Annotated in this window: 14 protein-coding genes; 8 read left to right on the forward strand and 6 right to left on the reverse strand. The window is 65.0% G+C overall.

Translation table 11 applies throughout. From position 1 onward, the window contains the following. Positions 1-49: 49 nt before the first annotated feature. The 3 genes from XI05_RS26460 to XI05_RS26470 form a co-directional block, all read right to left on the reverse strand. On the reverse strand, positions 50-610 hold the full coding sequence (locus XI05_RS26460) for a cytochrome P460 family protein (protein WP_271507236.1): 561 nt from the start codon (positions 608-610) through the stop codon (positions 50-52). Positions 611-681: 71 nt separating this feature from the next. After that, positions 682-1,710 (reverse strand): alpha/beta fold hydrolase, encoded by a 1,029-nt coding sequence (locus XI05_RS26465; protein WP_271507237.1) that lies wholly within the window; start codon positions 1,708-1,710, stop codon positions 682-684. Between the two features lie 35 nt (positions 1,711-1,745). Beyond that, positions 1,746-2,165: an organic hydroperoxide resistance protein gene (locus tag XI05_RS26470; protein WP_271507238.1), complete on the reverse strand. Its 420-nt coding sequence runs from the start codon at positions 2,163-2,165 to the stop codon at positions 1,746-1,748. 194 nt (positions 2,166-2,359) lie between these two features. Between XI05_RS26470 and XI05_RS26475 the strand changes: the two genes are divergently transcribed. Then, on the forward strand, positions 2,360-5,191 hold the full coding sequence (locus XI05_RS26475; RefSeq protein ID WP_271507239.1) for an ATP-binding protein: 2,832 nt from the start codon (positions 2,360-2,362) through the stop codon (positions 5,189-5,191). A gap of 4 nt (positions 5,192-5,195) precedes the next feature. Here XI05_RS26475 and XI05_RS26480 read toward each other — a convergent pair whose 3' ends face one another. After that, a complete protein-coding gene (locus tag XI05_RS26480; RefSeq protein ID WP_271507240.1) occupies positions 5,196-5,867 on the reverse strand; it encodes a response regulator transcription factor in 672 nt (223 codons plus the stop codon). A 332-nt stretch (positions 5,868-6,199) separates the two neighbouring features. Between XI05_RS26480 and XI05_RS26485 the strand changes: the two genes are divergently transcribed. Continuing rightward, positions 6,200-7,825 carry an MFS transporter gene (locus tag XI05_RS26485; RefSeq protein ID WP_271507242.1) on the forward strand — a complete coding sequence of 542 codons (1,626 nt, stop codon included), beginning with the start codon at positions 6,200-6,202 and terminating at the stop codon, positions 7,823-7,825. 65 nt (positions 7,826-7,890) lie between these two features. On the opposite strand, the gene XI05_RS26490 is transcribed toward XI05_RS26485, so the two are convergent. Both XI05_RS26490 and XI05_RS26495 read right to left on the reverse strand, forming a co-directional pair. Further along, positions 7,891-8,364, reverse strand: coding sequence for a secondary thiamine-phosphate synthase enzyme YjbQ (locus XI05_RS26490; protein ID WP_271507244.1), 474 nt, complete (start codon positions 8,362-8,364; stop codon positions 7,891-7,893). Positions 8,365-8,507: 143 nt separating this feature from the next. After that, positions 8,508-9,026, reverse strand: coding sequence for a hypothetical protein (locus XI05_RS26495; protein ID WP_442869318.1), 519 nt, complete (start codon positions 9,024-9,026; stop codon positions 8,508-8,510). Here XI05_RS26495 and XI05_RS26500 point away from each other — a divergent pair. The 6 genes from XI05_RS26500 (at position 9,001) to gspM (ending at position 12,007) form a co-directional block, all read left to right on the forward strand. Continuing rightward, positions 9,001-9,324 carry a hypothetical protein gene (locus tag XI05_RS26500; protein ID WP_271507246.1) on the forward strand — a complete coding sequence of 108 codons (324 nt, stop codon included), beginning with the start codon at positions 9,001-9,003 and terminating at the stop codon, positions 9,322-9,324. The genes XI05_RS26495 and XI05_RS26500 overlap by 26 nt on opposite strands. A gap of 45 nt (positions 9,325-9,369) precedes the next feature. After that, the gene (locus XI05_RS26505) at positions 9,370-9,744 is read left to right on the forward strand and encodes an AtpZ/AtpI family protein (protein ID WP_025033499.1); all 375 of its coding nucleotides are present in this window, start codon (positions 9,370-9,372) and stop codon (positions 9,742-9,744) included. Positions 9,745-9,855: 111 nt separating this feature from the next. Then, on the forward strand, positions 9,856-10,605 hold the full coding sequence (locus XI05_RS26510; protein ID WP_271507248.1) for a F0F1 ATP synthase subunit A: 750 nt from the start codon (positions 9,856-9,858) through the stop codon (positions 10,603-10,605). Positions 10,606-10,658: 53 nt separating this feature from the next. After that, positions 10,659-10,886, forward strand: a complete 228-nt coding sequence (locus tag XI05_RS26515) for a F0F1 ATP synthase subunit C (protein ID WP_018643436.1) — start codon at positions 10,659-10,661, stop codon at positions 10,884-10,886. Positions 10,887-10,948: 62 nt separating this feature from the next. After that, positions 10,949-11,515, forward strand: coding sequence for a F0F1 ATP synthase subunit B (locus tag XI05_RS26520; RefSeq protein WP_271507250.1), 567 nt, complete (start codon positions 10,949-10,951; stop codon positions 11,513-11,515). A gap of 6 nt (positions 11,516-11,521) precedes the next feature. Continuing rightward, entirely contained in the window at positions 11,522-12,007 is a 486-nt protein-coding gene (gspM, locus tag XI05_RS26525; protein ID WP_271507252.1) for a type II secretion system protein GspM, read from the forward strand. Positions 12,008-12,104: the final 97 nt, after the last annotated feature.

Genomic DNA, 12,104 nt, shown 5'->3' on the forward strand with positions numbered 1-12,104 from the left:
AGGATGGCCTCTACGGTCGGGGCGGAATGATTGCGCGGCCAAGCTGCGCTCAGGGCGCAAGCCGCGTGAAGACGTAGTCGCGGCTCCTCGCGCGGGCTTCGTGACAGCCCCAGCACGTGCGGTGCTGGGCCTCGTCGACCGGTTTGCCGTCGATGAAGCGGCCAAAGCCCCAGCCGCCCGTTGCGGCATATTTCTTGGAATCCTTGACCATCACCTGGACCGTTGTGGCGGCCCCGGGAATCGTCGCGGACGCAAACTCCGGCGACTGTTTGCGCTTCCAGGCGCGCTTGACCAGGATGGTGCCGTCCGGGAATGGGAGCTTGCCGGCTTGATAGGCGTCGATGGCGGTCTGGTTGCCCACAACAGCGCGAAGCTCGTCGAGCGGCGCCGCCTCCTCGGCCGGCGCGATCAGCTCCCACTGCTTGTATCCGGGCGGAATCGTGACGCCGAAGATCGGCGAGGCGTCCGCGGTATTTTGCGAAGGCCCCTCGGCAAGCGCGATCGAGACCAGATACGGCACGCAAGTCAGGAGAACGACCAGGAGGAGCACGGCCAGCGTGATCGCCGTGACGTAGGAGTGCTCTTTCTTTTCAGCTTCGATAGATGGCATGAGGCTTCTTCTAGTTGAATTGCGGCACATCCCCGGTCCAGCCAAGCTGGACCGGGGCATTGCATGAACGATCAGGCGCCGTCGGCGTCGATGACGGCCTTGGCGAAGGCTTGTGGCGCTTCCTGCGGCAGATTGTGGCCAACGCCGCCGGTGATCAGGCGAAACTCGTATCGGCCCGAGAACTTCTTGGCATAGGCGCTGGGGTCGGGATGGGGCGCGCCGTTGGCATCGCCCTCCATCGTGATCGTCGGCACCTCGATCTGCGGAGCTGCGGCCAGCTTCTTTTCGAGGTGCTCGTATCTCGCCTCGCCCTGGGCGAGCCCGAGCCGCCAACGGTAATTGTGGATCGTGATCGCGACATGATCCCCGTTGTCGAGCGCCGCCGCGCTCCTGTTGAAGGTGGCGTCGTCGAACTTCCACTGGGGCGAGGCGAGCTTCCAGATCAGCTTGGCGAAATCGTGCGTGTACTTCTCGTATCCGGCGCGGCCACGCTCGGTCGCGAAGTAGAACTGGTACCACCATTGCAGCTCCGCCTGCGGCGGCAACGGCGCGCTGCCGGCAGCCTGGCTGGAGATCAGATAGCCGCTGACCGATACCAGCGCGCGGCAACGGTCCGGCCACAGCGCGGCGATAATGTCGGCGGTGCGCGCACCCCAGTCGAAGCCGGCGACCACGGCCTTCTTGATCTCGAGCTTGTCCATCAGCGCGATGATGTCCGCGGCCATGGCCACAGGTTCGCCGTTGCGCGGCGTTTCGCTGGAGAGGAAGTGCGTCGTGCCGTAGCCGCGCAAATAGGGGATGATCACGCGATAGCCGGCCTTCGCCAGGAGCGGCGCGACGTCGATGAAGGCGTGAATGTCGTAGGGCCAGCCGTGCAGCAGGATCGCGACCGGACCGTTCGAGGGACCCACCTCCGCGTAGCCGACGTTGAGAACGCCAGCATCGATCTGCTTGATCGCGCCGAAGGATGTATTCGATGCGGAGGTTCGCTGGGGTTCCGTCTCGGCACGAGCGAACGCGACCATGCCGAGACCGACGGCGGCGGCTCCCGTGGCAATGCCGAGAAACTGGCGGCGGTGCTGATCGATGATCTGCTTCATGATGGTGTGACCTCGTCGTGGTTGATGATGGTGCGTCAGATCAGCGCGACCGTGACGTCGATGTTGCCGCGGACGGCCTTGGAGTAGGGGCAGGTTTGATGCGCTTCATCGATGATGCCGCGTGCGATCTCGGGGTCGAGCCCCGGCAGGCTGACATTGAGGCGCGCCCTCAGCGAGTAGGCACCCTCGTCGAGCACGAGATCGATCTCCGCATCGATCGCGCTTTTCCTGGGAAGCATCACCTTCCGCTTGCGCGCGGCGAGTTCCATGGCGCCTTCGAAGCAGGCCGACCAGCCGGCCGCAAACAACTGCTCGGGATTGGTGCCGATGCCGGCCCCGCCCGGCGGCGAGAGCTTGACGTCGAGGCGACCGTCGGAACTGCGCGACATGCCGTCGTCGCGGCCGCCGTTGGTGTGCGTCCGAGCCGTGTAGAGCAGTTTTGCCGTTTCTGTCATGGAGAGCTCCTTGCCGTCGCGCAACTGACTAGCAGCGACGTGCTCCGGAAACCCGTTTGGACTTGTGAGAAATTGTGAGGCCGGCGCAGACGCTGTTGCGAGGCCTGCAAACGTGGTCTGATGCCGATGCAACGCAGGCCTTGCCGGATGGCTGCCCTCTGGCTATCCGGTTCGCAAATGAGCAAGATTTCGCGATGACCACGCCGGCCGGGCCAAGGCTCTCGTTCGGACCATTCACCGTAGCGCCACATGAAAGGCTCGTGACGCGCGACGGCGTCGCGGTGCCGCTGGGCGCGAAGGCCTTCGACGCGCTGATCGCGCTGATGTCGCGGCCGAACGAGGTCGTCAGCAAATGGGATCTGATGGCCCTGGTGTGGCCCGGCATCACCGTCGAAGAGGCCAATCTACGCTTTCACATCGCCGCTCTGCGCAAGGCGCTGGGGGACGGCAAGGACGGCGCGCGATACATCACCACGCTCTCCGGGCGCGGCTATTGCTTCGTGGCGCCGATCTCGCAGACGGAGCTTCCGGCCGCGCGGCGCTCGGCCCCGCCGATGGAATTGCCGCCGGTCAAGCTGCCGAACCGGCTGCAGCGGATGGTCGGACGCGACCAGGCGGTCGCCGCCATCTCCGACAAGCTTCTCACCTCCCGCTTCGTCACGATCGTCGGTCCGGGCGGCGTCGGCAAGACTGCCGTCGCGGTCGCGATCGCCCACGACCTGCTCGCGACGTTCTCCGACGCCGCGCATTTCGTCGACCTTGCCGCGCTCAGCGATCCCGATCTCGTGATCACCTCGATCCTGCTGATGCTCGGCTTGCCGGCCGAGACCGACGATCCCCTGCCCGCGCTGCTCGCGCATCTCCGGGACAAGCGGATGCTGCTGATCCTCGACAATTGCGAGCATGTCATCGCCGCCGCGGCACCGCTGGCTTCGGCGATCTTCCACGCTGCGCCTGATGTCCACATCCTCGCCACCAGCCGCGAAGCCCTGCGCGTCGAGGGCGAGCAGGTCTATCGATTGGCGCCGCTCGCCGTTCCGCCTGACAGTGCCGGGCTGACCGCGGCGGCTGCGCAGACCTATCCCGCACTTCAGCTCTTCCTCGAACGTGCCACGGCCGGCGGCGCGCAGATCACGCTCGACGATACCAACGCCGCGACTATCGCGAGGATTTGCCGCAATCTTGACGGCATGGCCCTGGCGATCGAGCTCGCCGCCGGCCGGGTCGAAGCTTACGGCCTGGAGCAGACGGCCGCGCTGCTCGACGAGCGTCTCAATCTGCTCTGGCAGGGCCAGCGCACCGCGCCGCCGCGGCAGAAGACGTTGCGGGCGACGCTGGACTGGAGCTATGGGCTGCTGTCCGACATCGAGCGCCTCGTGCTGCGGAGGCTCGCGGTCTTCGTGGGTCACTTCACCATCGACGCGGCCCTCGAGGTCGTCCCGGATGAACGTGCCGACCGCTCCCGCTTGTTCGCTGCCATAGACAGTCTCGTCGCCAAATCGATGGTCGCGCCGCGGCCGATCGGCGCCATGATGCGCTACCGTCTGCTCGATACCACGCGCGCCTATCTGCTCGAGATCGAGCCGAACGACGCCGCGCTCGCCGCCCGCCACGCGACCTACTACCGGCGATGGCTGGAGCAGGCCGGCAGCACATGGGCGGCAACACCGAACGCCGACGAACGGGCGATTCACTTCTCCGCGCTCCACAACGTGCGTGCCGCGCTGGACTGGAGTTTTGGCGCGGGCGGCGACGCCAACGCCGGCATTGCGCTCGCCGCCGCGGCAGCACCGATCTTCCTCGCGATGTCCCTCTTGATCGAATGCCGGCGCTGGTCGGAACGGGCACTGCTTGCGATGACCCCGTCCGCGCGCGGCAGCGCCGCTGAAATGCACATCCAGGCCGCCCTCGGACTGACCCTGATGTTCACGCGCGGCGGCAGCGAGGCGGCGCGCGTGGCCTTGAGCCGTAGCCTTGCGATCGCCGAGGCGCGCGGCGACGCGCCGAACCAGCTCCAACTGCTCGGCCGCATGCATATCTTCCACGAACGGATGGGGCAGTTCGACGCCGCGCTTGGCTATGCGCAGCAGAGCCTTGCGGTCGCGCAGCCGCTCGGCGATCCCGGCTCGATCGTCCTCGCCCATTCGCTGCTCGGCGTCTCGCTCCATCTTGCCGGCGAGCACCGCGACGCGCTGAAGATGCTGGAGGTCGCATGGCAAGGGCCGGGCGCGGAACGGATCAGCACCATCCATGGCTTCGACCATCGCAACCGGGCCGGCATCACGCTGGCGCGCGAACTCTGGTTGCAGGGCCGGCCCGCGGACGCGCGGCAGCTGGCGCAACAGACGGTGACTGAAGCCGCGCAGATGGAGCATCCGATCACGCTCTGCATCGCGCTGATCTGGGCGGTCTCGATCTCGCTCTGGGACGGCGATCTCGACGGCGCGGAACAGCGCATCGACCAGTTCATCGCGCATGCCGAATCTCGATCGATGGGTCCCTATCTCGTGGTGGGCCGCGGCGTGAAAGGCGAACTGGCGATCCGGCGGGGAGACGCCGCACATGGCGTCGAGACGATCAAGGCTTGCCTATGCGAGCTCCACGAGGCCGGCTACGAATTGCTCACCACCACCTTCAACATCGCGCTGGTTCATGGCTTGCTGGCGCTTGGACAGATCGAGCAGAGCGCGCGCCTGATCGAAGATGCGATCCGGCTCGTCGCTCAGAGCGGCGATCATCTCTACATGCCCGAGTTGCTGCGGATGAAGGCCAAGGTCCTGTTGCACCTGCCAGAGCCGAGAGCCGAGCAACCAGAGGTTCACTTGATGCAATCCCTGGATCTCAGTCGCCGCCAAGGCGCCACGGCCTGGGAGCTGCGCGCCACGATCGATCTCGCCGGGCTGTTTGCCGAGCGCGGGCAGCGCGACGAGGCGAAGCGATCGCTCCAAACGGCACTCGAGGGCTTTGCCGAGGGCTCCGAGACGGCGGATATCAGAGCGGCCAACCTGCTTCTGACCACGCTGTAGCGGCTTACCCCGTCGGCGTGCCCTGCTTCCACTGGCCGCCGGCGATCTTGGCGGCGGCAATCACCGCCTGCGTCCGGCTCTCGACACCGAGCTTCTGCAGGATCGCCGAGACATGGGCCTTGATGGTGGCCTCGGAGACGCCGAGCTCGTAGGCGATCTGCTTGTTGAGGAGACCTTCCGACAGCATCATCAAGACCCGAACCTGCTGCGGCGTCAGCGTCACCAGGCGGTCGCGCAGGCGGGTCATGTCGGGGTCGGCGGCGGCGGAGAGGTCGGTATCGGCGGGAACCCAGATGTCGCCTTCCATCACCTTGAGGATGGCGTCACGCAGGGTCTCGACCCCGAACCGCTTGGGGATGAAGCCGGACGCACCGAAATCGAGCGAGCGGCGGATCGTGGCGCTGTCGTCGGAAGCCGAGACGATGACGACCGGAATCGCCGGATATTGCGCGCGCAGATAGATCAGGCCGGAAAAGCCGGAGATCCCGGGCATGGAGAGGTCGAGCAGGACCAGATCGACCTCGGAAGTCTGTTCCAGGAGCTTGGTCAGATCCTCGAAGGATCCGGCCTCGTCGATCCGGGCCGAGGGGAGAACGCCCGCCACCGCCTGCCGCAGCGCATCGCGGAACAGGGGATGATCATCGGCGATGACGAGATGGCTAGAAGGAGCGTTCATCGTTCTCTTGCTGTCGTTCGCGCCGGGTCGGCGAACAGATCCCGGGCGGGTCAATTCTTCCCCGAGCGGCCGTGGCATGCAAGTGCACATTATCCCTTTGCTGCAAAGGGGTTAATCCCTGGTCTCGGCGCTTGCGCACCGGCGCCGGATACCACAGCGCCCGTGCGCAAGGCCGAAAGTCGTATTGGGGCGGGTTTCACGCCGATGTTACCTTGTGGTCAAGACCTGGGCTGATCCGGCACGTCCGGACATTCTGGGGGCGCGAGGAAACGTATTTCGGGGAGCGACTCAACATGTCGACAATGGCTGTGTCTCAAGCAGGCGCGGGAGGGATGACGAAGGACGAACGGTTCGTCATTCTCGCCTCCTCGCTCGGTACCGTGTTCGAGTGGTACGACTTCTATCTCTACGGTTCGCTCGCCTCGATCATCGGCGCGCAGTTCTTCTCGGCCTATCCGCCGGCAACCCGCGATATCTTCGCGCTGCTGGCGTTTGCCGCGGGCTTTCTGGTGCGTCCGTTCGGCGCCATCGTGTTCGGCCGCGTCGGCGACATCGTCGGCCGCAAATACACCTTCCTCGTCACCATCCTGATCATGGGCCTGTCGACCTTCATCGTCGGCCTGTTGCCCAACGCGGCCACCATCGGCATCGCGGCTCCGATCATCCTGATCGCGCTGCGCCTCGCCCAGGGCCTGGCGCTCGGCGGCGAATATGGCGGTGCGGCGACCTACGTCGCGGAGCATGCGCCGAACGGCAAGCGCGGCTTCTACACCTCCTTCATCCAGACCACGGCGACGCTCGGCCTGTTCCTGTCGCTGCTGGTGATCCTGTTCACCCGCACCGCGCTCGGCGAGGCCGACTTCGCAGCGTGGGGCTGGCGCATTCCGTTCCTGGTGTCGGTGCTGCTGCTCGGCATCTCGGTCTGGATCCGGCTTCGCCTGAACGAATCGCCTATTTTCCAGAAGATGAAGGAGGAAGGGAAGGGCTCGAAGGCGCCGCTGACGGAGGCCTTCGGCAACTGGCAGAACGGCAAGCTCGTGCTGCTCGCCCTGCTCGGCGGCGTGATGGGCCAGGGCGTGGTCTGGTACACCGGCCAGTTCTACGCGCTGTTCTTCCTGCAATCGATCCTGAAGGTCGACGGCTATACCGCCAACCTTCTGATCGCCTGGTCGCTGCTGCTCGGCACCGGCTTCTTCATTGTGTTCGGCATGCTGTCTGACAAGATCGGCCGCAAGCCGATCATCCTCGGCGGCTGTCTGATCGCGGCGCTGACCTTCTTCCCGATCTTCAAGATGATCACCACCAACGCCAATCCGGCGCTGGAAAAGGCGATCGAGTCGGTCAAGGTCGAGGTGGTGGCCGATCCCGCCGGCTGCGGCGACCTGTTCAACCCGGTCGGCACCCGCGTCTTCACCGCGCCTTGCGACACCGCGCGCGCCTACCTGTCGCAATCGTCGGTCAAGTACGCGACGACGCCGGGTCCGGCCGGCTCGGGCGTGAAGGTCGTGGTCAACGGCAAGGACGTGCCCTACGCCAACGCCAAGGACAGCAACCCGGCGGTTCTCGCCGCGGTGCAGGCGGCTGGCTATCCCAAGCCGGGTGACGCCGGCATCGTGAAGATGTCGCATCCGCTCGACATCTTCCGTCCGCAGGTGGCGGCCATCATCGGCCTGCTGTTCATCCTGGTCCTGTTCGTCACCATGGTGTACGGCCCGATCGCCGCGATGCTGGTCGAATTGTTCCCGACCCGCATCCGCTACACCTCGATGTCGCTGCCCTACCACATCGGCAACGGCTGGTTCGGCGGCCTCCTGCCCGCCACCGCCTTCGCCATCGTGGCTTCGACCGGCGACATCTATGCCGGCCTCTGGTACCCGATCATCTTCGCCTCGATTACCGTGGTGATCGGCTTCCTGTTCCTGCCGGAGACCAAGGACGTCGACATCAAGGCGACCTGATCCGAAGCAGAGATCGACGACACGAAACCGGCCGCGGTCTCCGCGGCCGGTTTTGCTTTGTCTGGTTACCGGTTGCTGCCGATGAATTGCAGCACGATCTCACGGCGATGCGGGCGGCTGCGATGCTCGATCAGATAGATCGCCTGCCAGGTGCCGAGCGCGAGCCTGCCGTCCAGGACCGGGACCTGGAGCGACGTCTGCGTCAGCATGGTCTTGACGTGGGCCGGCATGTCGTCGGGTCCCTCGGTGTCATGGATCCACCCGGCGTTCTCCGGTGCGAGCCGTGACAGGGCCGTGGTGAGATCGACGAGCACCGAAGGGTCGGCGTTCTCCTGGATCGTCAGCGAGGCCGAGGTGTGGCGGATGAACAGCGTCAACGCGCCCTCACCTGCGTGCGCCTCGGCGATGAATTTCGCGGCCTCGCTGGTCAGATCGGTGAAGCCGCGGCCAGGCGTCTGCACGGTGAGCAGCGACGATGTGACGGTGGTAGCCTGCACCGACGACGGTGCGGAGCGTGTGACGGATCTGGCTGAAGTCATGGCGGGTCTCGATTGATCGAACACTGCGGTAGGGTGGGCAAAGGCGCGCAAGCGCCGTGCCCACGTCTTCCTTCATTGTCGTAGAGGCATGGTGGGCACGGCGTAAGAACGCCTTTGCCCACCCTACGGCAGCTCGTCGCGCGTCAAATCTTCCCTGACACGTCCTTCTGCACGCGGTTGGCCATGTCGATCAGCCGCCGCCAGGCCTTTTCCAGGAACGACATCACGCGGTCGACGTCCTTGTCGCTCGGCAGCGGGATCTCGATCTTGCGCTCGCCCTCGGCGACCTTGGGCTCGGCTTTCCTGAGCTGATCGGATTTCGGCAGCGCCTCGTCGATCTTGCCCGACACCGGCGGCTCCGCCGCGAGCTGTGCCTTCAACTTCTCGACCTCGGCCTGGAGCCTGCCGATCTCGGCATCGAGTGCCGTCCGCTCGTCAGGCACTGTGTAGCAGGCCCAGCCGGCGCCGTTCTTGGTGCAGGTCGATACCGTGCCGGTGCGCGTGTCGAGCCGCAGCACGCCCTCGGGAATGGGCGTCATGCTGTAGCGGCCATTTTCGCCGTCGGGCGCGGATTGCGCGGCCACGAGGCCGCCGCTGACGACCATCACCGCGGCCGCCGCCGCGAGCCATGATGTCGTGGATGACGTCGCAGATCTCTTCATTGTCTCCGCCCCGGCGCTGATGTGCAATTCTACACCCTTCAGCCGGCAATCCGCCGCCAAAAAACCCGCCCCTGAAATCAACGAACGCGGCGGCTTCTTTGATCCCACCGGCGCGGCGAAAGCACGGCTGCATCCGAAGATCATGAGCAGACCTGCTGCGGTGCGGCGTCACGCTGTGTGCAGCGCTTCTGCGCGCGTCAATATCGTCAAGAAAATCAAGGACATAATTGAAAGCGACGCAATCGTGACTTGGCTTGACTTGATTATGGGCCATCAGTATGGTCCGCGCGGCTTTTGAGGGTGACGGGCGTAATTTCCATTCAGCGTTTCGGGTCTTCGTTGCATGACACAGGGCACGGGACACGGCGAAGATGGAGATCGCGATAGATCGTCCGAGGAAGCCGCGCTTTCCGATCGGCTCGGAAATCTTGATCAGCGGTTGTCCGAATTTCGCGACCGCAGGGCCAAGACCGAGCAACCCGCAGGTGACGATGGAGACAAAGCGGCCAGAGCCTCGGCGATGGCGCTTGGTTTTCGGTTATCCTCCGAGTTGGTCGCCGGTGTCGCTGTCGGAGCGGGGATTGGCTGGGGGTTCGACCGTTTGCTGTCGACGTCGCCTTTCGGATTCATCGTGTTCCTGCTGCTGGGCTTCGTCGCCGGCGTGGTGAATGTGGTGAGATCGGCAGGCGCGGGTCAAAACAGGCGCGGTGGTTCGTAAGCTGGTCCCACCAGGAGAGGAATGATCGTGCCGGCCTCGCCGGTACGGGCCGGCCCGGCCGGCAGACCGAGACCCGCCGGCATGCCCGGCAGACCAAGAGATGCCGCGCCGATGAAAATCGATCCGATCCACCAGTTCAACATCGAGCCTCTCTTCACCCTGGGCCATATCGGCAATCACACGATCGCCTTCACCAATTCGTCGCTCTACATGCTGGTCGCGGTTGCGATCATCTCGCTGCTGATGCTTGCCAGCGGCTCGCAGCTGGTTCCCGGGCGCCTGCAATCGGTCGCCGAGATCTCCTACGAGTTCGTCGCCTCGACCATCCGTTCGACGGCCGGCGCGGAAGGCATGAAGTTCTTCCCGCTGATCTTCTCGCTGTTCATGTTCATCTGCGTCTCGAACCTGGTCGGCATCATCCCCTACACCTTCACGGTCTCGAGCCATCTGATCGTCACCGCCGGGCTGGCGCTCTTGGTCTTCTTCACCGTGCTGATCTACGGCGTCGCCAAGAACGGCGTGAAGTTCTTCAAGATCTTCGTTCCCCACGGCGTCCCCGGCTACGTCCTGCCGCTGGTCATGTTCATCGAGGTTCTATCGTTCTTCCTGCGGCCGGTCTCGCACAGCATTCGTCTGTTCGCCAACATGCTGGCCGGCCACATCGCGCTGAAGGTGTTCGCGGGCTTCGTCGCCATGCTGGGCTTCTCGCTCGGCGCCATCGGCTGGGTCGGCGGCGTGCTGCCGCTGGCGCTCACGGTCGCGCTGTACGCTCTCGAGATTCTGGTCGCGTTCCTGCAGGCTTACGTGTTCGCGATCCTGACCTGCATCTACCTCAACGACGCCATTCATCCGGGACACTGAGCGGTCCGGGGAATTTCCACCCACAACCCAATCTTTCTTCCAAGGAGTCTAAAATGGATCCGGCAGCAGCAAAACTTATCGGCGCGGGCATCGCGTGCATCGGCATGGGCGGTGCGGGCGTCGGCGTGGGCGTGATCTTCGGCAACTACCTCGCCGCGGCCGTTCGCAACCCCTCGGCCGCTCAGGGCCAGTTCGGCAACCTGATCTTCGGCTTCGCCGTGACCGAAGCGCTCGGCATCTTCTCGCTGCTGATCGCGCTGCTTCTGCTGTTCGTTTTCTAAAGGAACGACTTCTTCCGCGCCGCTTCGTCCGAAGCGGCGCGTGACAGCAACAGGAGTACTCCATGGCCGAGAGTCATGGCGGGGCAAAAGGACCGGCGGCGGGTGCCCACACCGAAGCCGATGGCGGTCATCACAGCGGCGGCTTTCCGCCGTTCGAGAGCAGCACCTTTGCTTCACAGCTGGTGTCGCTCGCGATCTTCTTCGTCCTGCTTTACGTGATCGTGTCCAAGCTCGCTCTGCCGAAGGTCGGCGGTGCGATCGAAGCACGCCAGAACAAGATCGAGGGTGACCTCACCGAGGCGCAGAAGCTGAAGGACCAGTCCGAAGCTGCGCTGAAGGCCTATGAAGGCGAGCTCGCTTCGGCGCGTTCGCGGGCGCAGGCGATCGGCAACGAATCCCGCGACAAGGCGAATGCGCAGGCGGACGCCGAACGCAAGGCATTGGAAGAGCAGCTGACGGCCAAGCTCGCCGAGGCGGAGAAGACCATCGCCTCGACCCGCACGGCCGCCATGAGCAACGTCCGCGGCATCGCGGCGGATGCGGCAGGCCAGATCGTGCAGCAGCTCACCGGCGTCATTCCGGATGCCGCGTCGGTCAATGCCGCCGTTGACGCGTCCTTGAAGGGTTAGCCAAAGATGTTCTTCGATCCTGAAACCTGGGTCGCCGTCGCCTTCGTGATCCTGATGATCGTGTTCGGCTATCTCGGCGTCTTCAAGTCGGCGATGACCGCGCTCGATCATCGCGCCGCCCGCATCAAGGCCGAGCTCGACGACGCCGCGCGCCTCAAGCAGGAGGCGGCCAAGGTGCTCGCCGACTACAAGGCGCGCAGTGCCACGGCCGAGCGCGAGGCCGCCGACATCATCGCCAACGCCAAGGCCGAAGCCGAGCGCATCGCTGCCGACGCCAAGGCGAAGATGGAAGACTTCGTCGCCCGCCGCACCAAGACCGCCGAGAGCAAGATCGCGCTGGCCGAAGCCCAGGCGCTTGCCGACGTACGCGCCGCAGCCGCGGAAGCCGCCGTCCAGGCCGCCTCCACGATCCTGTCGCAGTCCGTCAAGGGCCAGATCGCCGACGACCTGCTCGCCAAGGGCATCAACGAAGTCAGGCAGAAGCTGAACTGAGGGATTGGCCTCACCCAATCAAAAAGCCGGCGCGACGAGCGCCGGCTTTTTTTGTTTGTCGGGTAACAGCATCCACAGTCGCGGTGTCATCACCCGC

The sequence above is a fragment of the Bradyrhizobium sp. CCBAU 11357 genome, assembly GCF_028128865.1.
GTDB lineage: Bacteria > Pseudomonadota > Alphaproteobacteria > Rhizobiales > Xanthobacteraceae > Bradyrhizobium.